The sequence below is a fragment of the Bacillus sp. FSL E2-8887 genome (assembly GCF_038007205.1).
Classification (GTDB): domain Bacteria; phylum Bacillota; class Bacilli; order Bacillales; family Bacillaceae_G; genus Bacillus_A; species Bacillus_A mycoides.
Map to the genome: position 1 here is coordinate 1,717,396 of NZ_JBBOWS010000001.1, position 24,264 is coordinate 1,741,659.

The window sequence follows — 24,264 nt, forward strand, 5'->3', positions numbered from 1 at the left end:
TGTCTCAAAATAGCATTAGTGCTATTAGAGACAGTCTTTTAGCTGATAAACGGATTAGAGGTTCAATGTATTTAATGTTTGTCGAAAAATAGAGGAATTTGTTAAGCGGGTGTATAATTAATATAATATAGACTACGTTTAAAGGAGATCAGTATGGGAGTGTATTGGGGAACGAAAAGACATTCTTGGCTTAGCTATGTCTCGTTTTGGTTAAGCATTTTATTCTTTGTTGCTTTTTTAATTGAAGTGTTTGTATTTAAAACACTTTCAAATAGCTCATTACAAATCGTTAAATACTTTTATTTTATATTTGTTCCATTAAATATCATTCTTAGTTTAAGGTTATTATTTAAGAAGAATGAAAAGAAAATATTACCGATTTTTAGTTTAATTGTATCACTATTATTTGCAAGTTTAATTATAGTGTTAGCATTAGCAGCTACAGGAAAAGTCTTATGAGAAGAGTGATATAAATTACTCTTCTTTTTTGTGGTTTTTTAAGAGTTATAAGTAGTGTGTAGGAAATAAGGAAAGTGATAAGTTATCAGTAAGAGGACGTACTAGTGAATAGAGAGTGAACTGAAAATACTATATGTTTTGTATGTGTTTATAAAGCAAATGAATGCAGTAAGATTCGTGATATATGGTACAATAAACATGGATAGTGATAGAGATAAAGGGTATATAAAATACTCATCGTTTTTTAGTAAGAGAGGGGTTATCTTATGCTATACGAGGATTTGATGACATTATTCCAAGCTGCTCCGATAGAATTAGATAGAGGCGGCTGGAAATATATAATCCAGGAACAAAATGATAATTATGAAATTGTTGATGAAATGTTAAAAAAGCAAATGAATGTTGAATTGTATTTTAATGAGTATGATGAGGTGAAAATCACTTTATATAAAGATGGAAGCCCTATTACTACTATGCAAAGAATTGCTATTTCAAAAGTTGAGTTGGATGAAGAGGAAGACGGCATTCAATTCGTATTGGAACGCATGCCAAGTCGAATGATTCGTTTGCAATTAAAGCCATATCTTGCAGTAGAAATGGGGCCGTACTGGGAAGTATGTGAAGAATGTGAATGAAGATGAAAAACATCCGTATACACGGATGTTTTTTTATGTTTTTTGAAGTTGTTTAAAGGCAATAATCGGTAGTAAAATGATGCTCACCCAACCGATAATAGGGTATAGAATATGAAGTAATTCACTATATCCAATGAAACTAAAGCAATAACTAATTAGTAATATGAAGTAAATAATGTTATTACTTTTCCATCCGGTAATGGATTGCATTTGTTTTGTCATTCCGAATATATTCCCAACTAATGTGGTGAATACTTCACCAAAAATGATAAGAACAAAGAAAAAATGGAAAGTTGCATTAAACCTTCTTACAACTTCAGCCATTGGGATGTTATATTGATAAAATTGTTCAACTGATAATATTGCTAGATGGCTACATAATAAAATAAAGCAAAGCCCCGCGCCGCCTAAAATACCACCCCATAAAATAGCTTTTCGATCTTTTACTTCACTGGCCAATGGGACGAGAACACTTTGGGCGAGAGACAGATTTAATGCAACATATGTAATAGGGCTAGTAATCCATTTCATATTCCAACTTTCTGTAGGAACGGTGTCAATAATAGGAGTTGTACCATGAATAAAGGTTGTAATAGCAAGTCCGATAATGAAAATCATCATAATAGGTACGACAAGTGTATTCACTTCAAAAACACCTTGTAATCCCCGGCTCCCAATAATGAGGCAGGCGATGACTGTGATGAAAATACCAAGTTGTCTCGGGAGACGAAGTTGTTCTTCAAATACTGCCCCGGCTCCTGATAACATAACGCTAGTTACGCCAAATAATACGAGTAATAATAAAGTATTTACGACATTTCCAAATACATCCCCAAATAAATATTTATTAAATTCTTGCGCTGAAAATGCCCCGATTTGTGATGAAAGTAACATCATTTTTGTACCGAGCCAAATAAAAAAAAATCCACTTATACATATGCCAATGGTTCCGTACAATCCGTTAACTGTAAAAAATTCGACAATTTCTCGCCCAGTAGCAAATCCAGCTCCAACGACCGTTCCGATATAAGTAGCAGCGACTTTCTTTGCTACTTGCCATTGTTGATTGTCCATGTTATCCCTCTTTCTTCTATGATGAGCTTGACTTACTATTATGCATATGTGTGAGCTTGGACAATTAGACATATGAAGTAGTTGAAAGGATACATGAATTATATGATATTAGGGAAATATTAAGGTTGTTAAAACTTTGTTACATATAAGCTGTTCATTCAAAAGAATAGGGAATGTATGGTAAAATGAAGTTAGGTCATTAAAAGATAGTAACATGATAAGAGGAGTGGATTGTATGAGTACGAAAACGAATGTTGTTGAAGTATTAAACAAGCAGGTAGCAAACTGGAATGTATTATATGTCAAACTGCATAATTATCATTGGTATGTGACAGGACCGCACTTCTTTACATTACATGAGAAATTTGAAGAGTTTTATAATGAAGCAGGAACATACATTGATGAGTTAGCAGAGCGTATTTTAGCGTTAGAAGGAAAACCGTTAGCGACAATGAAAGAGTATTTAGCAACTTCAACTGTAATCGAAGGGACAAGCAAAGAGTCTGCAGAAGAAATGGTGCAAATTTTAGTAAACGATTTTTCTGCACTTATTCAAGAATTAAAAGAAGGTATGGAAGTAGCTGATGAAGCTGATGATGAAACATCGGCTGATATGCTATTAGCAATTCATACGACATTAGAACAACATGTATGGATGTTAAGTGCATTCTTAAAATAAACATAAATGGATTAAAGAAAAACTCTATTGAAAAATTCTTTCAATAGAGTTTTTTATAATTTTTCAGTTTTCTTTTATGCTATAATATAGTAAAAAGGAGGCGATACAATGTTTCGCTTTTTCAGAACTGGAAAAGAAGATAGGGAAATTACGAAAGATGAATTAGAACAAGCGATGGCGAAGTTTCTAGAAACGAATGCTAATATCGTTTATACAGTTTTAGTAAATGATGATTACACAGTAAATTATGATTTGTTAAAGCCCTATTTACCTGCATTTCCAACAAATTTTTTTCTGATAACGAAGGAAACGCTTGAAGTATTTGAACATACAGAAGAAAATTTAAACCTAGTTAAAGAAATTGATATCGTACAAAAGGCCGTAGATCAATATGTAACAGAAAAAGAAATGTTCCCAATTGTTGAAGATAGCGAAGATCGCCTCATATGCGGAGTGAAGCTAGGACCATATTTAAATCGTATATTAAAAAGAAACTTATATATTTCAGAAAAGCATTATTTAGTTTCAAGTAAACCAGATAAGAAAAAAAAGAATAGTGGGCAGATGTTATGAGAACAACAATAATATTATTGTTGTCTTTTTTTTTATTAAAATATTGATTTTTCAGTTTATTCAGCTTTATACTACAACTAGTGGATAGGAAGGAGTGGTGTATTATGCGTATACATACATTAACTATTAAATATCATTCTGAGAATCAGGTATTGTTAAGTTAAATTGTAGAATTTAACTATTTATACCGTGACCCTAGAATGATAGGAAGATTGGAGAAGCAATTATTATAAAAGGTTACGGGGGAATTCCTATATGGAAAATAATATGACTTATATTAAGTTATTAAATGAAACGTTACATTGTTATGCAAATAAAGGAAGTTTTGAAGCGTATTCTTATATAATGAATAATGCTAAAGATGTAATGGGTAATGAAGCGCAAATATATAATTTTAAATATGCATTAGCAAGTGCAGCAGGACTTGAAGAAGAAGCGTTGCATTTAATGAAGAAAGCAATTATAGAAAATGGATTTTGGTACGGAAGTGAGTATTTAATTTCCGATGATGATTTAAAACCACTACATAAATTTGAAGAGTTTCATAGAATGGTTCAATTATGTAAAGAAAGAGAAGAATTAGCAAAGAAATCGGAACAAGCAGACGTGAAATATAAATACAGCAAACAAACTGAAAATCTACTAATAACACTGCATGGGGATCAAGAAAATATACAAATAATAGAACCATATTGGAACTCTGTAATGGAACAAGGTTTTATGCTAGCATTGCCTCAATCTTCCCAAATTCAATTTTCAGATGGATATGTTTGGGATAATATCGAAAGAGGAAGAGAAGAGTTAAAAGGACATTACAATAAGATTAAAGTGAATAAACCATTTGAGAATATTATTATTGGTGGCTTTTCTGCTGGGGCAAGAGTAGCGTTACATTTCATGTTACAAGGTGAAATAGAAGTGAACGGTTTTATTTTTGTGGCACCGTGGCTCCCGGAAATGGAAGAATGGGAAGAAATGATTGGAATATTGCATGATAAAAGCATAAAAGGATATATAATATGTGGGGATCAAGATGAAGATTGTTTTGAAGGTACACAGCAATTTGTAAAGTTATTAAAGGATAAAAATATAGAACATAAGTATAAAGTTGTGCCTAACTTAAATCATGATTACCCTCATAATTTTGATGAGTTATTAAAAGAAGCTATTGAATATATAGGAAGCAAAAACAATTGATTGGTAGTAAGAAAAAGAGATGCATCATATGTGATGCATCTCTTTTTCGTTATTATAAATTAAAAGCATCTGCCAATAGGCGATAAGAGTTTAATTTATGTTCAAATTGATGAGTAATCGTGACAATCATAAATTCGTCAGTATTATACGCTTTGCTTAAGTTTAATATTTTTTCTTTCACAGAAGACGGATCACCGACAATCATACGTTGACGATTTTCTTTTATGCGGAATAGATCATAAGCACTATACGAATAATTTTGAGCAGTTTCAATAGAAGGAGTACCAGTAGTCCGTTTTCCTTGTTCTAATAGTAAAATCGATAAATCAAGGCTTGATGCAATCTTCTCCGCTTCTTCATTTGTTTCTCCGCAAATAACAAAAATAGATACGATTGATTTTGGTTTATCACCTAAATAGGAAGGTTGGAATTGTTCTTGGTAAGCCTTCATTACTTCAGGGCCACCGTATCCGTTAATGAACTGTGCAAATGCAAAAGAAGCGCCTTGCTTTGCGGCAATCATTGCACTTTCTCCGCTAGAACCGAGCATCCACATTTCAGGAGATGTTGGGATAACTGGAGTAGCCTTTAAGTTTGCATAATGATGGTTTTCTGGTACTTGATCATGTAAGTACATAGCAACATCTGCAATTTGTTCTGGATATTGATCAAGTGAGACCATTTTACCTTCTTGAAGTGCGCGAGTTGCTATCGGCATACCACCAGGCGCTCTACCGACACCAAGGTCGATGCGGCCCTTATAAAGTGCTTCTAAAACGCGGAAATTCTCGGCAACTTTATATGGACTATAATGTGGCAGCATAACACCACCAGAACCAACTCTAATACGGTCAGTTTTCGCGGCAATATGTGAAATGAGTATTTCTGGACTTGAACCAGCTAAGCTAATTGAATTATGGTGCTCGGATACCCAAAAACGTGTGAATCCGAGTTTCTCAACTTCTTGTGCAAGCGTAACTGTATGCGAAATAGCCTGGGCTGCTGTGCTACCATCTGAAATAGGTGATTGGTCTAATACACTTAATTTGATCATAGAATATACCTCTCAATCTTAATGTACATCCTATTATATATTTACTTACGAAAAATGCGTAATGAAATGCTCAAAAGGAAAAGTGAATAATTTTTTATCCGCTTTTAATGAGAAAACCCTCGTTCATAATGATTCATTTCGACTAAGTTTAATATATATTCGTAGTTATCAATTTCTAAATGTATTTGCTTGCGTTCTTCTTCAGTTAGTTTAACGCTAGTGAGTTTTTTACATAACTGCTGTTTTTTTAATTCTAAATGTTTTTTTGTAGCCTGATAATCGTAAGTACGTTTCATGTGTATCCATCCTTTCCATACAGTTACTATCTGTATGTTTATCATATGAAGCATGTGGAAGGGGGAGAGCTGCACCTTATGTATTTTTAGTGAATTTTCAAATTGTGGTGGTGTTATGTTTAAGTGAATTTATGAATAAAATGCACTAAACCACTAATTCGTATTTCATGAAGTAAGGGGTGGGATTGTGCAGAAAGATATAATGTTTAACAATGAGATGGATGAAACGTTAAAAGTTATAAATAAGGGATTGAGGAAGACGACACGTCCGAAACAAATCATTGTAGTAGGGGCTGGTATGGCTGGATTAGTTTCGGCATCTTTATTAAAAGCAGCAGGGCATGAAGTGAAGGTTTTTGAAGCGAACAACCGTGTAGGTGGCCGCATAGAGACAGTTAGGATGGAAGATACCGGATTATATTTAGATGTTGGAGCGATGAGAATTCCGTATTCGCACAAATTAACGATGGCATATATAAGAAAGTATGGGCTACAGGTGAGCCCTTTTATTAATAGGAATGAGACTGATATTATATATGTTAATGGCCGAAAAACAACGTTGAAACAATATGAAAAGGACCCAAGTATTTTAAAGTATCCGGTGGAAATGAACGAAGAGGGGAAAACGTCGGAGGCCCTATTATTATTAGCGGTACAGCCAATTATAAATTTTATTAAAAGAAATCCAGAAAAAAATTGGGATATTGTAGTAAAGGATTTTGGGAAATATTCTACAGGGCAATTTTTAAAGTATCATCCTTATCAATATAATACTTATTTTTCGCCAGTAACGATTGAGATGATTGGTGTTCTATTAGATTTAGAAGGTTTTTTGGAAAGGTCATTTGTTGAGACGTTACGATTTTTATACATTATGCAAGAGGAAAGTGGATTTTGTGAAATAATAGGTGGGAATGATAGATTACCAAAGTCTTTTTTACCACAATTAGAAGAAAATATTATATATAATCAAAAATTAATGAAGCTTCATCAACAAGCCAATAGTGTAACAGCCTATTACCGGAACGAGGAAACTTTTGAATATAGTAGTATTACAGGGGATTTAGTTATTGTTACAATTCCTTTTTCAACAATGCGCTTTGTAGAAGTAGATCCATTTGATTCGATATCTCATGCGAAGTGGAAAACAATTCGCGAATTGCATTATATGCCGGCTACAAAAATAGGGATTCAATTTAAAAGTCGTTTTTGGGAGGAACAAGGGCAATTAGGTGGGAGAATTATAACAGATCTTCCTATACGTTATGCGTATTATCCAAGTCATGGAATCGGTTCAAAAGGACCAGCCATTATGCTAGGGAGTTATACATGGTCATACGATGCATTACTATGGGATGGGTTATCAAAGGGGGATCGTATCTATTACACACTACAAAATTTAGCAACAATATTAGGTGGTCAAGTATATGATGAGTTCATGTCTGGAATATCAAAGAGTTGGACATTAGATCCATATGCGCTTGGAGGGTTTGCACTATTTCAAGCTGGCCAAGAATCAGAATTACAGCCAGTCATTGTAAAACCTGAGGGGAGAATATACTTTGCCGGAGATCATACAACGCTGTATCACGGATGGATTCAAGGTGCGATTGAATCCGGAGTGCGTGTGGCGATGGAAGTGAATGGTCAAAAAGTTTAAAATTCAGAAATTTCTTTACTGTATAACTTGAGATGGATATTATTATATATAAAAGAATTATAGGGAGTGTTTACAGTGAATCCGTTATTATTCGATTTTCCTTCTGAATTTTATACTGACAGGCTTTTTATTCGAATGCCAAAACCAGGTGATGGTAAAGTTGTATATGACGCAATTCAAGCTTCAATACAAGAATTAAAACCTTGGATGGTCTTTGCACAAAAAGAGCAAACAGAGGAAGAAATAGAAGAGAGTATTAGAAAATCGCATATTCAATTTTTGCAGCGTGAGGATTTGAGATTACTAGTTTTTTCGAACGAAACAGGTGAATTTATTGCATCTGCCGGATTACATCGTATTAATTGGGATATACCTCAATTTGAAATCGGGTATTGGATTGATTCAAGGTTTAGTGGAAAGGGCTATATGGTAGAGGCTGCAAAAGGAATAACGGATTATGCTTTCACTGAACTGAAAGCAAACCGGGTAGAAATTCGTTGTGATTCTCTAAATAAGAAGAGTAGAGCGATACCAGAGAAATTAGGCTTTAAATTAGAGGGTACTTTAGAAAGCGCGAGTGTTGCGGTGGATGGAAATGGATTAAGGGATATGTGTGTATTTGCAATGACGAGAAATACATATGAAAAAGAAGAGCTGTAAGAAAATAGCTCTTCTTTTTTATATTATGGTACAGGATGACCGTTAGAGCTTTCGAAAATTGTAAACCATTGTTGGCGGTCTAAATTAACTTTTGTTGCCATTGCAGCCGTTTTTACTCGATCTAATTTGCCAGAGCCAACAATTGGCATCATTTTAGCTGGATGAGCAAGTAACCATGCATACATAACAGTATCGATGCTATCAACGCCTAGCTCAGTAGCAATTTTTTGTAAAGTTTCACGTACACGTACGGCGCGTTCTGATTGGCCAGTAAAGATTTCTCCACCAGCAAGAGGTGACCAAATCATTGGATTGATTCGTTTTTCTTGGCATAAATCAATCGTACCTTTTTCAAAATGCTCCATTTGCATCGCAGATACTTCAATTTGATTTGTAATGAGCGGGAAATCTAAATATGAACTTAACATATTAAATTGAGAAGGTAAAAAGTTAGAAACACCGAAGTGACGAACTTTTCCTTCTTGCTTTAAGCGTGAGAACGCTTCTGCCACTTCGTTTGGGTCCGTGAATGGATCAGGACGATGAATGAGCAATACATCAATATAATCTGTATGTAAGTTTTGTAATGAATCCTCCGCGCTCTTTATGATATGTTCAGCACTCGTATTGTAGTGAGCAACATATCGTTCTGGAAATTTCGGTGATGGGGGAGCGATTCCACATTTAGTGATGATTTGCATATTTTCGCGTAAGGAAGGCTTTAATTGTAACGCTTCTCCAAACAATCCTTCACACGTATACCCACCATAAATATCAGCGTGATCGAAAGTAGTAATCCCCAAATCCATACAGTCTTCAATAAAAGAAAGTAACTCTTGCTTTGGCATATTCCATTCTGCTAAACGCCAAAAACCTTGAATAATACGAGAAAATTCTAGCGTTTCGGCCATTTGAACTCGTTCCACTATAAGTACCCCCTATATGAATGAATAATATTTTTGAAAAGGCTTTCTTACTACGTATTATTATATAGTTACAGGGTCGTACATACAATAAATATGTTTTGCTACAAAAACGTTTTTCTCTATATGCTATAATGTAGAAACATATAGCTATAAGGAGATGTAAGGAATGATTCCAGTAACAATACTAACTGGTTTTCTTGGATCAGGGAAAACGACATTATTAAATCGAATTTTATCAGAGGACCACGGCAAGAAATTAGCAGTGATTGTAAATGAAATAGGGCAAATTGGTATCGATAATCAATTAATTATGAACGTTGAAGAAGAAATTATGGAAATGACAAACGGTTGTTTATGCTGTACTGTGCGTGAAGATTTACTTGTTGCTTTAAAACAATTACTGGATGTGAAAGCAGAAGGGAAAATGGACTTTGATGGATTAGTAATTGAAACAACAGGTCTTGCAAATCCAGGTCCGATTATTCAAACTTTCTTTTTAGATCCAGTTATTCAATCTGCATACCAAATTAACGGTGTTGTAACAGTTGTAGATAGCTATCATATACATAAACATTTTGAAAAGGGACTAGAAGCAAAAGAACAAATTGCCTTTGCTGATGTTGTGTTAGTTAATAAATTAGATTTAATTGAAGAAAATGAGAAAGAAAATCTCTTGCATGAACTTCAAGGAATTAACCCGACTGCAAAGTTAATCGAGGCGACTAACTGTGAGGTAGATATTCCATCGTTATTACAAATTCAAACGTTTAAAACGAAAGATACGCTGCAAATTTACCCTCATACAGAACATAACCATCTAGAAGGTGTAAAATCGTTTGTACTACGTGAAGAACGTCCGTTAGATTTACAAAAATTGAATGAGTGGATGTCAGCTGTCGTTCAGGAACTAGGGGAGCATTTATATCGCTACAAAGGAATTTTATCTATTGATGGAGTAGATAAACGTATTGTTTTCCAAGGTGTGCATACGTTATTTGCTGCTTCGTACGATAGAGAGTGGCAAGAGGGCGAAGAGCGAGTAAGCGAAGTAGTTTTCATCGGAAGAGATATTAATAAAGAATGGTTCCAAGAACATTTTGAAGAATGTGTGAAATAAGTCTGCGTAAATCGCAGGCTTATTTTTTATGAGCATTTTAATGAGGTAATACTAGATTACAAAAATGAAGTATATAAGGGAAAGAAACTAAAAATAGAAAACATAACATTGATAAATGCATAATAAAAAGCCTGTTTTCACAGGCTTGTATTTTCATCTATAAGTAATTCCATTACAACACCTACAACTGGACCTTCGTCATCAATATCCCCATTTAAACGGAAGCCAAATGACTCATATAGTCCCATTGCGTGTTTGTTGTCAGGATGTAAACTTAAATAAATTATTTTACATTCGAATTTTTGTTGCAAGAATTGAATTAGTAAGCGAAGGAAACATTTTGCGTATCCTTTTCCTTGAAATTGTTGGTCAATCATAAAACGATCTAACCATACACTTTCATGTTTTTGGGAATACCAACCGTACATTGCGTATCCAACGAGTGTTTCTTTGTCATATAAGCCTACTGACGTTCCGTTTTCTTCATATAATGATTCCGCTAAAGAAAACGCATTGCTTTCAATAAACTGCTGCTGGTCTTTTGCTACGTCTAAAGCAGCAACTGAACGCCAATTATTTGCTGTTACTTCACAAATGTGAAGATTCATAGTTCCAACTCACCTTCTAAATTAGTATAGCTTACAAGCTAATATGGATAATTCTACTTGTTATTTCGATCAAGTCAAGGATAAATACATAAAAAGGCAGCTGAATGACATATTCAGCTGCCTAGAAAATATAGTTGATTAGTTTGTTGCTTCTTTTAAAGTATTTACGTTTTCTTCCATTAATGTGAAGTAATCTTTATTGTTCTTTGCATCATCCTCAGAAATAGTAGCAAGGTGATTTAAGCGTAAAATTTTTGTACCTGTTTCTTTTTGAATAACTGATGCTACTTTTGGAGTAGAGAATGTTTCAAATAAAATATATTGTAGACCGTGCTCTTTTACTGTTTTTGTAATGTCAGTAAGCTGCTTTTGAGATGGTTCATCAGATGCTGAAATTCCAGCGATTGGAATTTGTTTCAAACCGTATCGTTGTTCCCAGTAGCCGTAAGCTGCGTGTGAAACTAATATTTCTTTCGTTTTTGCATTTGCAACAACTGCTTTAAATTGATCATCTAAATCAGTAAATTTTGTTTGTAGTGCTGCAAAGTTTTTTTCGAACTCTTTTTTATGTTCAGGCTGTAATTCTACAAGTGCATTTTTAATTTTTTCTGCTTGTTTCATCGCAAGAGTAGGGTCTATCCAAACGTGTGGGTCTTTATCGTGATGATGTTCATCTTCTTTATGACCGTCTCCATGATCGTGCTGCTCTTCTTCAGATGAAGCACGAAGTTCGATATCTTTAGATGCATTTACAATTTTTACGTTTTCTTTTTTTAATGATTTTTCCATTTTTTCGGCAAATGGTTCTAATTCTGCGCCGTTATAAACAAATAAATCGGCTTTCGCCACTTGTACAGTCTGCTTTTGACTTGGTTCAAATGTATGAGAATCCGCACCAGGTGGGTAAATTGTTTCTACATTTACATAATCACCACCGATTTTTTTTGCAAAGTCAGCGAGTGGGAAAATGGTTGTATAAACAGAAAGTTTCCCATCTTTTTTCGCTGCACTATCTTTGTTGTTAGAACATCCAGCAAAGATGAGTGTGAAAATAAGTATAAATGAAAATAGAGCTAATTTTTTAGGCATATAATTCTCCTCTTTTCTTTTTTACAATTATATTTTCTCCAAATATAAGAAGAAAATATCGTTTTGATACAAAACGGAATAATTACGTTTTAGTTTGCGAACCTAGTATAATACATCTTTATGAAAGTTGCAATAAATAATAATCATTACGATTTGATTTTGTAATAAATCTGTCAAAAAGAAAGGTATTAATTTTTATGATTGGTGCATATGTGACAATGTTACTTTCATATATTGGGAGGGAGCAGAAAAAAGGGGATGAGCGCTTGGGTTACTTCATGGAAGCTATCTTATTAATACTTGCGGTTGTTTTGCCATTATCTTTTGTTTTAATTTTTTTAAGAAGACTAATAAGTAATTTAGGGGATGCTACAACAATTACAAAATTGCCAGCGGAAGAAAAAGAAGAGAAAAAAGAGTAAGTAAAGCACTATGCATACGCATAGTGCTTTACTTATGGTAAAATGGGAGAACGGAAACTCCTGTTAGCGACGATTAGCTATAGGAGAGAATAGTAAATAAAGAGGTATACACATATATGAATAAGCGAACAGCGTTAGTACTTGGCGCAAGTGGATTAGTTGGACAAGAAATAACGCGACTATTACTTGGCTCAGATTACTACGATTCGGTTACTATTTTTGTAAGGGAATCATTACAATTACAGCATGAGAAATTGCAACAGAAACAGGTGGATTTTTCAGTATTAGAGGAATACAAAGAATTTTTTGCAGTAGATGATGTTTTTAGTTGCTTAGGAACAACGATAAAAAAAGCGAAGTCGAAGTCGAATTTTAAAAAAGTAGATTATGAATATACATTACGAGCTGCCTGCTTAGCTGAAAAACAAGGTGTGCAAAATTTTCTTGTTATTTCATCAATGGGAGCAAAACCTAAATCATTTTTCTTTTACTCGCAAGTGAAGGGGAAAATGGAAGAGGAGCTGAAAAAGCTAGTTATTGGTGGCATACATATTTTCAGGCCGTCATTATTAGTTGGAAATCGAAAAGAATATCGTTTTGGGGAAAGAATGGCTGAGAAATTATCTCGTATTCTTCCGTTTATATTTAAAGGGGCTTTTAAAAAGTATAAACCAATTTCAGCTAAAGATGTGGCGAAAGGAATGTATATAACAGCGCTACGTGAAGAATCTGGTATTCATATTTATAGTTCAAACGATATTATAGAAATAAAATAAATAAAACCGAGAAGAATAATTTCTCGGTTTTATTTATTAGTTTTAATTTTCCCGGGTGCTCGTCGGTACTGATATGGTTCTTTTAATTCAAAGCCAAGTTCATTGGCAGCTATTCTTGGGAAGTATGGATTACGAAGTAACTCGCGTCCGATAAAAATTAAATCTGCTTCGTTATTATTTAAAATTTGCTCTGCTTGTGATCCGGTTGTAATTAATCCTACCGCACCAGTCGCGATGTTAACATGCTCCTTAATATGTTTAGCATATTGTACTTGGTAACCAGGATACACATCAATATGTGCGGGTACAACAGCGCCAGAACTACAATCGATTAAATCTACCCCTTGTTCTTTCATCCATCCTGTATACTGCACATAATCTTGAACCGTTAACCCGTCAGGATGATAATCATTTGCTGAAATACGAACAAATAACGGTCCGTTCCAAACTTCATTTACAGCATCGATGATTTCGCGTAAGAAACGATAGCGATTTTCAGGTGAGCCCCCGTATTCATCAATCCGCTTATTGGAAAGCGGAGAAAGAAATTCATTAATAAGATAACCGTGAGCACCATGTAATTCAATAACGTCAACCCCCGCTCGTTTAGAGCGTAAAGCTGCTTTTTGAAAAGCAGAAACAGTTTCTTTAATTTGCTGTTTATTCATTTCTACTGGTATTTTCATTCTATCGTTAAACGGAATTGCTGAGGGAGCGAAAGCATCTGTTTCTAATTCAGCCTTTCTTCCGGCGTGAGCGAGTTGAATGGCTGCTTTTGCACCGTTATTATGTATAAATGTTGTCGTTTTATGTAAGCCTTCAATTAGAGTATCATCCCAAATGCCTAAGTCTTTGTTAGAAATTCGTCCTTCAGGTAACACAGCTGTTGCTTCAATCATAACTAAACCTACTTGGCCAGCAGCCCTGGTTCCATAATGGACGAGATGAAAATTAGTTACTTGGCCATCCTCATTTTCTGATGAATACATGCACATAGGTGACATAATGATACGGTTTTTTAACGTAACGTCCTTAATTGTATAAGGTGAAAAGAGTTGAAACTCCATCAAATATCCCCCTTGATTGAATTTTCTTACATTGTATCATCCTCTTTTTTGTTTCCCTAATAAAACGCTTATACGAAAAATTTCGTCTATTCGTGTTACAATAAATAATATGTAATGAATTGGAGGATGACATATGTACCAGGCTTATTATGATAGTGAATTAGGTTTGTTAGAAATTACAGCGAACGAAGAAGGAATTACGTCTGTTATATTTGTTGAAGATAGAAAAGAAGAACATAAAAATGAACTTGTTGAACAATGTATAAATGAATTAGATGAATACTTTAAAGGAAAAAGAAAAGAGTTTACAGTTCCATTGTCTGCTGAAGGAACACCATTCCAAAAGAATGTATGGGATGCACTTTACACTGTTCCGTATGGCGTAAGTGCTTCATATTTAGATATTGCGGAGAAGGTTGGGAATACGAAAGCTGTACGAGCGATAGGAGGGGCAAATAGCCGGAATCCAATTTCAATTATCGTTCCATGCCATCGTGTAATAGGAAAGAGTGGAAAACTTGTTGGGTATGCGGGTGGTTTATGGAGGAAAGAGTGGTTATTGAAACATGAAGGTATTTTAAATAAATCGTAAGAAACAACCTTTGGAACGAGGGAGTTAGCTCGGCTGTCCTAAGACAAATTCGTTAGCTATCAAAAGTAACGATGAACCGAGAAGCCCCCACTTCGGGGTAAGCTCGTAAGAGATACTAAGTGGTGGGTAGTTCACAATGAAGTATGGATGGAAAGAGGGATTGTTTTGAAATGTATAAATTGTGGGCGACCTTGTATTAATGATCAGCTGAATTGTGCAAATTGTCAACGAAACTTGCATAATGAACAAGGTGAAGAAAGCTCGCTAATAGACAAAGAATTAGAAGTATATGTAGGGAGACAATATCCATATTACAAAAGAAAATGGGAGCTTGAGAATAAGCGAATTGCTAGGTGGAGCTGGAATGGTCTGGCTGCTATTTTTAATGTAGGTTGGCTTGGATATCGCAAGTATTACGTACCTGCTGCTTTATTTATACTGTTATTAGTAGCATGTGATGCATTTTCTTATTATATGGGGTTCAACGTAGCGTTGCCAATCATTAATATGGTGCCTCTTACGTTTTTATTACTCATTTTCATTCTATTTGGGATGGGGATTTTTGCAAATGGATTATATTATCAATTTGCAGAAAGGCGTATATATCGAATAAAAGCACGGGGAATTAAAGATGAATCGGTTGAAAATTATCTCATCCGTGATAGTGGTGGAACGAGTAAAATGGGAGCAACAATCGTTACTATTTTAGCAGTTGCTAGTATTTTTTTCAGTCATTTCTTTTTTCCGACTGATCGAGATATTATACAAAAAGTTCGTACAAGCTCGCTTTATGAATATCCAGTCTTTTCAATTGGTGAATCGTTCGAAAATTATTTTCAAAATTCAGGATGGATATACTATCGGGGAACGGAAGGATTAGAATTAGTAGAATTTCAGGGGGAGAGTCCTGAGATGCCAAGGAAAAAGGTGACAATTCAATTTATTGTTGATTATAAATTGGGAGAAGTGGAACCATATTCACTTACGATTAACGGTGAATCTAAAAATGAAGAAGAGTTTTTGAAGATAATGGAGGAAATATTTAAAGTTCAAAATCCATTTGATATAGAGGATGGCTTACAAGTAAATGCTATTCAACAAAGCGGAGGGAAAGCAATTTCTGACCGCTTTTTTTCTTTTTATGAAAATAAATATTTAAAATAATCAGAATTTTTTGTATAATAAAATATATTATACAAGTTTTAACTTATACATATAGATTGGGGGAAGGAAGAATGAAGAGAAAGGTAACAACGATTGCTGCAGTTGCATTATCGGCTAGTGTATTGGTTGCAGGTTGCGGAAATGGGGAGAAGGCATCTACAACGAAGAAAGAAGCAGGTAAGGGAGTAGCGGATAAGCAAGTATTAAACTTACTAGAAACAGCTGAAATTCCTTCAATGGATACATCTAAATCAACAGATTCTGTATCTTTCCGTGTATTTGTAAATGCAATGGAAGGATTATATCGTCTAGATAAAGATAATAAACCAACTCCAGGTATGGCCAAAGACGTGAAGATTAGTGAAGATAAAAAGACATATACATTTGAATTACGTGATGCAAAATGGTCAAATGGTGATCCAGTTCGAGCACAAGATTTTGTATATGCATGGCAACGTACATTAGATAAAGCAATAGCAGCAGAATATGCATTTATTTTATTTGATGTGAAAAATGCACAGAAAGTAAATAAAGGAGAAGTACCGTCGGATCAATTAGGTGTTAAAGCGAAGGATGATAAAACGTTGGTAGTAGAATTAGAGCAACCAGCACCTTATTTCCTCGAGCTTACTTCGTTCCCTACATTCTTCCCATTAAATGAAAAGTATGTAAAAGGACAAGGGGATAAATACGGATTAGAAGCAGATAAATTATTGTACAATGGACCATTTACAATGAGTGAATGGAAACATGAACAAAGTTACCAGTTAAAGAAAAACCCAAATTATTGGGATAAAGATGCTGTAAAATTACAAGAAATTAATGTGGGTATAGTAAAAGAGACAAGTACTGGGGTAAATTTATATGATAGTGATCAAGCAGATCGTGTCATTTTAAGTTCTGAGTTTGTAGACAAATATAAAAAGAATAAACCAGATGAATTTAAAACGAAGCTAGACCCACGTATGTATTTCCTACGTTTTAATCAAAAAAATGCAACGTTTAAAAATCAAAAGGTTCGTGAGGCGATTGATTTAGCGTACGATAAAAAAGGAATTGCGGATGTAATTTTGAATGATGGATCATTGCCGGCGTATTTCTTAGTACCTGAAAAGTTTACGACAGGACCAGATGGAAAAGACTTCCGTACTGTAAATAAAAATTTCCGTGACAGTAAAGATAATGCTGCGAAAGCAAAAAAACTGTGGGAAGAAGCGAAGAAAGAACTTGGTCAAGATACAATTACAGTAGAATTACTAAATGATGATAACGGTAGTCGTAAAAAAGTGGGCGACTTTATTAAAGAAGAATTAGAGAAAAACTTACCTGGTATTAAAGTGAATCTGAAGCAACAACCATATAAGCAGAAGTTAGATTTAGAAAAGAAATTTGAATATGAATTCTCATTATCTGCATGGAGTCCAGATTATCCAGACCCAATGACATATATTGATATGTTCGTTACTGGAAGCTCATTTAATGAAATGGATTATTCAAATCCGAAGTACGATGATTTAGTAGCAAAATCAAAAGGAGAACTACTAAAAGATGACGCAGCACGCTGGAAAGCACTTGCAGAAGCTGAAAAAATCTTAATTGGTCAAGACGCTGCAATCTCACCTACGTACCAACAAAGTACAGCTTACTTAGAGAAGACGTATGTAAATGGTATTGCTAACCATACGTTCGGTGGCGACTTTAGTTATAAATGGGCATATATTACAAAGAAATAGTATAATAAAAGATGAGTGAATTTTCACTCATCTTTTATTTGTTTAGGGAGGAACGTGGAGTGTTGAAAGGAATCAATCATCTTTGTTTTTCAGTATCAAATTTAGAAAACGCTATTATGTTTTATGAAAGAGTGCTAGAAGGAGAACTATTAGTTAAAGGGAGAAAACTTGCATATTTCAATATATGTGGAGTATGGATAGCACTGAACGAAGAGGCACATATTCCAAGAAAGGAGATTCATCAATCTTATACGCACCTCGCATTTTCTGTTGAACAAGAAGACTTTGAACGCTTACTGCAGCGATTAGAAGAAAATAAAGTTCATATTTTACAAGGAAGAGAGCGTGATGTGAGAGATTGTGAATCTATATATTTTGTTGATCCTGATGGTCATAAATTTGAGTTTCATTCAGGGACGTTACAAGACCGTCTAAATTATTATAGAGATGAGAAACCTCATATGACATTTTACTAAGGGGGGAAGAAGTTGCATGCGCTTGTAATTGGTGGAACAGGAATGTTAAAGAAAGTTTCTATGTGGCTTTGTGATCAAGGATTTCGTGTGTCTGTTATTGGACGAGATGAAGTGAAATTAGAAAATGTTAAGCAAGCTAGTTCGGCACCAGAAAATATTACATGTCTTCCTTTAGATTATCAAAATGACGATGGTCTAAAGCGATCTATTACAAATACAATTGAACAGAATGGTCCAATTACATTAGTAGTTGCATGGATACACTCTAGTGCAAAGCATGCATTACGACTCATTTGTAATGAGGTAGAATTGTCGTCGGAAAAGTACAGTTTATTTCATATATTAGGTAGTAGTGCATCACGTACGAAGTCAAAAAAAATAGGCGGGGCATTATGTAGTTATTACAGAGTTATATTAGGGTTTATTTTAGAAGATACATATGCAAGGTGGCTTACTCATGAAGAGATAGCTGACGGAGTTATAAAAGGAATTGAAAGTAAATGCACAGAATGGATTGTAGGGAGAGTAGAGCCGTGGGAATCGCGGCCAAAATGGTAAGGGGGCATGTGAAATGAAGACAACGGTATATGTAACAAGGCACGGTGAGACAGAATGGAATGTAGCAGGGCGGATGCAAGGACGGAAAAATTCAGCATTAACAGAGAATGGTATGATACAAGCGAAACAATTAGGGGAGCGTATGAAGGATTTACCACTCCATGCCATATATAGTAGTCCAAGCGAAAGAACGCTTCATACTGCTGAATTGATTAAAGGGGAACGCGATCTTCCAATTATAGAAGATGAACGTTTCTATGAAATAAACATGGGGATATGGGAAGGGCAAACAATTGCTGACTTGGAAATGCAATATCCAGAAGAAGTACATTTATTTTGGAATGAACCACATCTTTTTCAGTCAACATCAGGGGAAAACTTTGCGGCCGTTCATAAAAGAGTAATTGAAGGGATACACTTTCTTTTAGAAAAGCATAAAGGAGAAAATATTTTAATAGTTACTCATGCTGCAGCAGCGAAATTACTCGTAGGGCATTTTGCAGGTTTTGAAATTGAAGATGTATGGGAAGAGCCATTTATGCATAGCGCGAGTCTTAGTGTGATTGAATTTGATGAAAACCGTGGTAAAGTAAAACAATTTGCAGATATAAGTCATTTTCAGTAAACGTAAAAAAGGTCGCAAAGCGACCTTTTTTGGTGGACATAAAAAACTAGCAATTACGTTTTTTATACCAGAAGTGATCGAATTTCTTATTCTTGCAAGAAGAAGACTTGTGTCTGCTATCTTTGCAATCGTCCCATTTGTGCCCATCATCATGACAGTCCTTACCATGATCCCACGAATCATCACAAGAACCATGATGGCTATGAGGGAAAAATACACATTTTTTACAGAAACATCGTTTTGTCCAGAAACATTTCTTTTCAAAGCGAACGCATTTTGTAACGAAAGTACATTTTTTCACGCGAGTAAGTTTTGTAACTATAACGCATTCTTTTCTGCGAGTAACCTTTGTAACGAAAGTCCATTTTTGAACGCGTACACGAGTACATTTTGTAACAAAAGTCCATTTTTTTACATGAGTACATTTTGTAACGAAAGTACAATGTTTCACGCGAGTACATCTTGTTCTTGGACATTTACGCCCTGTTGTACATTTACGCCCTGTTGTACATTTACGCCCTGTTGTACATTTACACCCTGTTGTACATTTATGATGATCATCATCGCAATCAAAAGTACTTGGATCTTGGTGTAAGAAATCCTCCATCCCAGCACTTTTGATTTCTTCAACAGCTTTTCTAATGTCACGTTTCATAGAAATCCTCCTTATCGTGTATTAAATTGAACAAGTATTCTTTTTCCTTAACATGATATGAGATTAGGTTTCTTTCTGAACAAGACAAGAGTGTAATTTTATATAAATAGATGATAGCGGATGTATGGACAAGACAAGGCGCATACATTGAATGAAGAGAATAGAGAAGGGATGAGAATATATGCTACCTTCATATGAATTTTTTATTCATCCAATGTACTTAGTGGAAATGAAAAAAGACATTTGGTCAGATAGTCCAGTGCCAGCAAAGTTAACATATGGAAAAAAGAAGTATGATATTGATATCGTTTATCGGGGTGCTCATATTCGTGAGTTTGAGAAAAAGTCATATCATGTTCAGTTTTATAAACCGAAAAAATTTCTAGGTGTGAAGGAATTTCATTTAAACTCTGAATTTATGGATCCATCCCTTATTCGTAACAAATTATCATTAGACTTTTTTAATGATATTGGGGTACTTTCACCGAAGTCACAGCATGTGTTTATAAAAATAAATGGTCAAACCCAAGGTGTATATTTACAGTTAGAATCGGTTGATGAAAACTTTTTAAAAAGTAGAGGGTTGCCGAGTGGTTCTATTTATTATGCGATAGATGATGACGCAAATTTTTCTCTAATGAGCGAGAGAGATAAAGATGTTAAAACTGAGCTTTTTGCAGGGTATGAATTTAAATGTTCGAATGAAAATAGTGAAGAGCAACTTAGTGAATTCGTTTTTCAAGCAAATACACTATCGAGGGATGAGTATGAAAAAGGGATCGGAAAATACCTTAATGTTGATAAATATTTACGTTGGTTAGCGGGAGTTATTTTGACTCAAAATTTTGATGGTTTTGTTCATAACTATGCACTGTATCATAATGATGAAACAAATTTATTTGAAGTGATACCGTGGGATTACGATGCGACTTGGGGGCGGGATGTACAAGGGAGACCGCTTAATCATGAGTACATTCGGATTCAAGGGTATAATACGTTAAGTGCAAGATTGTTAGATATACCTGTTTTTAGAAAACAATACCGAAGTATTTTGGAAGAAATATTAGAAGAACAATTTACCGTTTCGTTTATGATGCCGAAAGTAGAAGGTTTGTGTGAATCGATTCGTCCATATTTACTACAAGATCCATATATGAAAGGAAAATTAGAAACATTTGATCAAGAAGCTGATATGATTGATGAATATATAAATAAAAGAAGGAAGTATATACAAGACCACTTACATGAATTGGATTAATTTTGAAAGAGATTGGAACATTATCAATCTCTTTTTTTGTATAATAAAGATGTATCGATTGAATTGACGTAATATTTACTTAATAAAGAATGGAGATGTGGAAACATGACGGTCAAGTGGATTGATTGGGTAAAACAAATACAATCTATAGCTCAAGCGGGTTTAACGTATTCTAAGGATGTATATGATATAGAGCGTTTCCAACAATTACGGGACATTTCAGTTTCAATGATGTCACATTACACAAAGACAGATTGGGAAGTAGTAGAGAATTTATTTGCAAGTGAGACAGGCTATCAAACACCTAAAGTTGATATACGGGCAGTTATTTTTCAAAATGAAAAACTATTATTTGTGAAAGAAAAAAGTGATAGGAAATGGGCATTGCCAGGTGGATGGGCTGATGTTGGTTATACGCCAACAGAAGTAGCAGCAAAAGAAGTTTTAGAGGAGACGGGCTATGAAGTAGATGATTTTAAGCTACTCGCTATATTTGATAAAGAAAAACATCAACCATCGCCTTCAGCAACACATGTATATAAAATTTTTATTGGCTGTAAGATTATTGGTGGCGAAAAGAAAACTAGTATTGAAACAGAAGATGTGGAGTTTTTTGATGAGAATGAATTGCCTAATTTATCGATTGCTAGAAATACAGAAGAGCAAATTAAAGAAATGTTTGCCTACATGAAAGAACCTCAAAAAGAAATATTAATAGATTAATAATGCTTATGCCGATGATATTGTTGAAATGAAGATATTGGCAGAATGCAACCTTTATGTAATAATGGGATGGTATGTGAAGAAAAAAGGAGATAGAAAAGAAAATGTTAGCAAACATAATAGATCAGTTATTGCAATTCTTTGCAAGTCTAGGTTACTTTGGAGTAGCACTAGCTTTAATGATTGAAATTATCCCGAGTGAAATTGTACTTTCGTATGCTGGCTTTTTAGTCGCAGATGGTAAAATTAGCTTTGTCGGTGCAGTTATTGCTGGAACAATCGGTGGTACTTTAGCGCAAATCTTTTTATATTGGCTTGGATACTATGGAGGACGTCCAGTTGTAGAGAAATATGGAAAATATCTACTTATTAATAAACACCATTTAGACATAGCAGAAAATTGGTTTAAGCGTTACGGAGCTGGAGTAATATTTTCGGCACGTTTTATCCCAATTGTACGTCATGCAATCTCTATTCCGGCAGGACTAGCTAAGATGCCATTAAAACTTTTCACACTGTATACAGTTGTAGCGATTATTCCATGGTCAATACTATTTATATACTTAGGTGAAAAGCTTGGTGGAAATTGGCGACATATTAAAGAGTATGCATCTGATTACACACATTACATAATTATAGGGGCTGTTCTCTTTGTTGCTCTATACTTCGGTTTAAAGTATTTAAAAAAGAAAAAAGCAGCGCGTTAAAGTCAATGATTTTTCATTGGCTTTTTTTATTGTTTCAGTTCTAAAAAAAAGGAGTTGTCCATAATGTGTAATAATAAAGCGTAGCGGGGGAATGTGATGAAAGGATCACCGTTTTTACGTGGAACGATATTTTTAACGATGGCAACGATGATATCTAAAATGTTAGGGTTTATATATGTTATACCATTTACAGCAATGGTGGGTACGAGTGGGTACGTATTATATACGTATGCATACCGTCCTTATACAATTATGCTTAGTATTGCAACGATGGGATTGCCACTTGCCGTTTCAAAAATGGTTTCAAAATATGATCAACTCAATGATTATCACACTGTTAAGAGAGTGCTAAAGAGTGGTATCGTTTTTATGGTCATTATGGGCGTTATTTCTTGTTTAACATTATATATGTTAGCACCACATTTAGCTAAACTTGTGATTGATGGAAATGATCAGTCGGGTAATAGTGTGGTAGCTGTCACGCACAATATTCAAATTGTAAGTTTTGCGTTAATACTCGTTCCTGTAATGAGCTTGTTACGTGGTTTCTTTCAAGGTTTTCAATCTATGGGACCTTCTGCGCTCAGTGTAGTTGTAGAGCAATTTTTTCGGGTCTTAACTATTTTGATAGGAAGCTTTGTCGTTTTATATGTTATAAAAGCTTCTGTTTCGTTGGCAGTTGGTATTTCAACGTTTGGAGCATTTATGGGAGCACTAGGTGGATTAAGTGTTTTAAGTGCGTATTATATAAGAAGGAGAAAACATTTAAAGAAAAAAGAGATTGCCAGTATACCACAAACGACGAAAACTTTTTTTTCGTTGTATAGAGAACTGTTTACATATTCTATTCCTTTCGTTGTAGTTGGATTAGCGATTCCGTTATATCAGACGATTGATACATTTACAATTAATAAGCTACTTATACAAGTAGGATATATGCAAGGAGAAGCAGAAAAGATTAATGCGATTATTGGCCTTGTTCAGATGGTTGTACTTATCCCGGTTTCTGTTGCAACAGCTTTTAGTATGTCCCTTGTACCTGAGATGACGAAAGCTTATACAGCGGGAAATGAGAAGCTACTGTATAAACACTTTACAAGGACAAATTTATTAGTGGTAGGAATTACCGTACCGGCGGCGATTGGAATGATGATTTTAGCAAAACCAGTGTATACTCTTTTATTTGGTGCTGGAAATGATCCGGAGATGGGCAGTATTATTTTGCAGTACTATGCTCCTGCTTGTATACTATTCTCACTATTTACAGTAACCGCTGCCATGTTACAAGGAATTAATCAACAACAGAAAACAGTGCTAGGATTAGTAATCGGAATAACTGTGAAGATAGTTTTAAATATTGTATTGCTACCGTATTTTGATTATGTAAGTTTTATCATTTCAACATACGCTGGCTATACGATTTCAGTTGGCTTTAACTTGTGGATGCTTTCTAAATATGTTATAAAGGCAACATAAGCTTT

The 24,264-nt window shown here is 34.6% G+C and carries 28 protein-coding genes; 20 read left to right on the forward strand and 8 right to left on the reverse strand.

The annotated features are described in order from the left end of the window. Nucleotides 1-153: 153 nt before the first annotated feature. Both NSQ08_RS08520 and NSQ08_RS08525 read left to right on the forward strand, forming a co-directional pair. Nucleotides 154-459, forward strand: coding sequence for a hypothetical protein (locus NSQ08_RS08520; protein ID WP_002012413.1), 306 nt, complete (start codon nt 154-156; stop codon nt 457-459). A 266-nt stretch (nt 460-725) separates the two neighbouring features. Further along, nucleotides 726-1,094 carry a DUF3979 family protein gene (locus NSQ08_RS08525; RefSeq protein WP_002141388.1) on the forward strand — a complete coding sequence of 123 codons (369 nt, stop codon included), beginning with the start codon at nt 726-728 and terminating at the stop codon, nt 1,092-1,094. Between the two features lie 33 nt (nt 1,095-1,127). Here NSQ08_RS08525 and NSQ08_RS08530 read toward each other — a convergent pair whose 3' ends face one another. After that, the gene (locus tag NSQ08_RS08530) at nt 1,128-2,168 is read right to left on the reverse strand and encodes a YkvI family membrane protein (protein ID WP_002031445.1); all 1,041 of its coding nucleotides are present in this window, start codon (nt 2,166-2,168) and stop codon (nt 1,128-1,130) included. 235 nt (nt 2,169-2,403) lie between these two features. Here NSQ08_RS08530 and NSQ08_RS08535 point away from each other — a divergent pair, with 235 nt between their 5' ends. The 3 genes from NSQ08_RS08535 (at nt 2,404) to NSQ08_RS08545 (ending at nt 4,617) form a co-directional block, all read left to right on the forward strand. Further along, nucleotides 2,404-2,847 (forward strand): Dps family protein, encoded by a 444-nt coding sequence (locus tag NSQ08_RS08535; protein WP_002012416.1) that lies wholly within the window; start codon nt 2,404-2,406, stop codon nt 2,845-2,847. Between the two features lie 108 nt (nt 2,848-2,955). Then, a complete protein-coding gene (locus NSQ08_RS08540; protein ID WP_000488199.1) occupies nt 2,956-3,420 on the forward strand; it encodes a DUF3939 domain-containing protein in 465 nt (154 codons plus the stop codon). A gap of 255 nt (nt 3,421-3,675) precedes the next feature. Then, the gene (locus NSQ08_RS08545; RefSeq protein ID WP_201033024.1) at nt 3,676-4,617 is read left to right on the forward strand and encodes an alpha/beta hydrolase; all 942 of its coding nucleotides are present in this window, start codon (nt 3,676-3,678) and stop codon (nt 4,615-4,617) included. 52 nt (nt 4,618-4,669) lie between these two features. Here NSQ08_RS08545 and NSQ08_RS08550 read toward each other — a convergent pair whose 3' ends face one another. Next, complete coding sequence (locus NSQ08_RS08550) at nt 4,670-5,671, reverse strand: LLM class flavin-dependent oxidoreductase (protein WP_002141391.1); 1,002 nt, start codon at nt 5,669-5,671, stop codon at nt 4,670-4,672. A gap of 104 nt (nt 5,672-5,775) precedes the next feature. Next, on the reverse strand, nt 5,776-5,967 hold the full coding sequence (locus tag NSQ08_RS08555) for a DUF3896 family protein (RefSeq protein ID WP_002012420.1): 192 nt from the start codon (nt 5,965-5,967) through the stop codon (nt 5,776-5,778). A 187-nt stretch (nt 5,968-6,154) separates the two neighbouring features. Between NSQ08_RS08555 and NSQ08_RS08560 the strand changes: the two genes are divergently transcribed. Next, nucleotides 6,155-7,627: a flavin monoamine oxidase family protein gene (locus NSQ08_RS08560; protein ID WP_340773509.1), complete on the forward strand. Its 1,473-nt coding sequence runs from the start codon at nt 6,155-6,157 to the stop codon at nt 7,625-7,627. Nucleotides 7,628-7,702: 75 nt separating this feature from the next. Beyond that, nucleotides 7,703-8,287 carry a GNAT family N-acetyltransferase gene (locus tag NSQ08_RS08565; RefSeq protein WP_002126982.1) on the forward strand — a complete coding sequence of 195 codons (585 nt, stop codon included), beginning with the start codon at nt 7,703-7,705 and terminating at the stop codon, nt 8,285-8,287. Nucleotides 8,288-8,310: 23 nt separating this feature from the next. Here NSQ08_RS08565 and NSQ08_RS08570 read toward each other — a convergent pair whose 3' ends face one another. Next, on the reverse strand, nt 8,311-9,213 hold the full coding sequence (locus NSQ08_RS08570) for an aldo/keto reductase (RefSeq protein ID WP_002141394.1): 903 nt from the start codon (nt 9,211-9,213) through the stop codon (nt 8,311-8,313). 166 nt (nt 9,214-9,379) lie between these two features. Here NSQ08_RS08570 and NSQ08_RS08575 point away from each other — a divergent pair, with 166 nt between their 5' ends. Further along, complete coding sequence (locus NSQ08_RS08575; RefSeq protein WP_002086082.1) at nt 9,380-10,330, forward strand: CobW family GTP-binding protein; 951 nt, start codon at nt 9,380-9,382, stop codon at nt 10,328-10,330. 137 nt (nt 10,331-10,467) lie between these two features. On the opposite strand, the gene NSQ08_RS08580 is transcribed toward NSQ08_RS08575, so the two are convergent. After that, on the reverse strand, nt 10,468-10,938 hold the full coding sequence (locus tag NSQ08_RS08580; RefSeq protein WP_340773522.1) for a GNAT family N-acetyltransferase: 471 nt from the start codon (nt 10,936-10,938) through the stop codon (nt 10,468-10,470). 138 nt (nt 10,939-11,076) lie between these two features. Next, on the reverse strand, nt 11,077-12,027 hold the full coding sequence (locus tag NSQ08_RS08585; RefSeq protein WP_002141395.1) for a metal ABC transporter substrate-binding protein: 951 nt from the start codon (nt 12,025-12,027) through the stop codon (nt 11,077-11,079). Between the two features lie 197 nt (nt 12,028-12,224). Here NSQ08_RS08585 and NSQ08_RS08590 point away from each other — a divergent pair, with 197 nt between their 5' ends. Both NSQ08_RS08590 and NSQ08_RS08595 read left to right on the forward strand, forming a co-directional pair. Beyond that, complete coding sequence (locus NSQ08_RS08590) at nt 12,225-12,449, forward strand: hypothetical protein (protein WP_002012427.1); 225 nt, start codon at nt 12,225-12,227, stop codon at nt 12,447-12,449. Between the two features lie 116 nt (nt 12,450-12,565). Beyond that, nucleotides 12,566-13,225 (forward strand): oxidoreductase, encoded by a 660-nt coding sequence (locus tag NSQ08_RS08595; protein WP_340773528.1) that lies wholly within the window; start codon nt 12,566-12,568, stop codon nt 13,223-13,225. A gap of 29 nt (nt 13,226-13,254) precedes the next feature. On the opposite strand, the gene namA is transcribed toward NSQ08_RS08595, so the two are convergent. Further along, on the reverse strand, nt 13,255-14,292 hold the full coding sequence (namA, locus tag NSQ08_RS08600; RefSeq protein ID WP_340773531.1) for an NADPH dehydrogenase NamA: 1,038 nt from the start codon (nt 14,290-14,292) through the stop codon (nt 13,255-13,257). Between the two features lie 133 nt (nt 14,293-14,425). Here namA and NSQ08_RS08605 point away from each other — a divergent pair, with 133 nt between their 5' ends. The 6 genes from NSQ08_RS08605 (at nt 14,426) to NSQ08_RS08630 (ending at nt 19,440) form a co-directional block, all read left to right on the forward strand. Continuing rightward, nucleotides 14,426-14,884 (forward strand): methylated-DNA--[protein]-cysteine S-methyltransferase, encoded by a 459-nt coding sequence (locus NSQ08_RS08605; RefSeq protein WP_340773534.1) that lies wholly within the window; start codon nt 14,426-14,428, stop codon nt 14,882-14,884. A gap of 165 nt (nt 14,885-15,049) precedes the next feature. Next, nucleotides 15,050-16,048, forward strand: coding sequence for a DUF2628 domain-containing protein (locus tag NSQ08_RS08610; protein WP_012260773.1), 999 nt, complete (start codon nt 15,050-15,052; stop codon nt 16,046-16,048). Between the two features lie 71 nt (nt 16,049-16,119). Then, complete coding sequence (locus NSQ08_RS08615) at nt 16,120-17,781, forward strand: peptide ABC transporter substrate-binding protein (protein WP_002189364.1); 1,662 nt, start codon at nt 16,120-16,122, stop codon at nt 17,779-17,781. A gap of 59 nt (nt 17,782-17,840) precedes the next feature. After that, the gene (gene fosB, locus NSQ08_RS08620) at nt 17,841-18,257 is read left to right on the forward strand and encodes a FosBx1 family fosfomycin resistance bacillithiol transferase (protein ID WP_002126995.1); all 417 of its coding nucleotides are present in this window, start codon (nt 17,841-17,843) and stop codon (nt 18,255-18,257) included. 12 nt (nt 18,258-18,269) lie between these two features. Next, complete coding sequence (locus NSQ08_RS08625) at nt 18,270-18,815, forward strand: short-chain dehydrogenase (RefSeq protein ID WP_340773541.1); 546 nt, start codon at nt 18,270-18,272, stop codon at nt 18,813-18,815. A gap of 13 nt (nt 18,816-18,828) precedes the next feature. Further along, nucleotides 18,829-19,440, forward strand: a complete 612-nt coding sequence (locus NSQ08_RS08630; protein WP_340773544.1) for a phosphoserine phosphatase 1 — start codon at nt 18,829-18,831, stop codon at nt 19,438-19,440. Between the two features lie 46 nt (nt 19,441-19,486). Here the strand turns inward: NSQ08_RS08630 and exsB are convergent, their stop codons facing one another. Next, entirely contained in the window at nt 19,487-20,095 is a 609-nt protein-coding gene (exsB, locus tag NSQ08_RS08635; RefSeq protein WP_340773547.1) for an exosporium protein ExsB, read from the reverse strand. 181 nt (nt 20,096-20,276) lie between these two features. Between exsB and cotH the strand changes: the two genes are divergently transcribed. From cotH to NSQ08_RS08655, 4 genes are all read left to right on the forward strand, one after another. Continuing rightward, a complete protein-coding gene (gene cotH, locus NSQ08_RS08640; RefSeq protein WP_050000246.1) occupies nt 20,277-21,353 on the forward strand; it encodes a spore coat protein CotH in 1,077 nt (358 codons plus the stop codon). A gap of 105 nt (nt 21,354-21,458) precedes the next feature. Then, complete coding sequence (locus NSQ08_RS08645; protein ID WP_002031477.1) at nt 21,459-22,076, forward strand: NUDIX hydrolase N-terminal domain-containing protein; 618 nt, start codon at nt 21,459-21,461, stop codon at nt 22,074-22,076. Between the two features lie 104 nt (nt 22,077-22,180). Next, nucleotides 22,181-22,783, forward strand: coding sequence for a DedA family protein (locus NSQ08_RS08650; RefSeq protein WP_002031481.1), 603 nt, complete (start codon nt 22,181-22,183; stop codon nt 22,781-22,783). 96 nt (nt 22,784-22,879) lie between these two features. Further along, on the forward strand, nt 22,880-24,259 hold the full coding sequence (locus NSQ08_RS08655) for a putative polysaccharide biosynthesis protein (protein WP_340773558.1): 1,380 nt from the start codon (nt 22,880-22,882) through the stop codon (nt 24,257-24,259). Nucleotides 24,260-24,264: the final 5 nt, after the last annotated feature.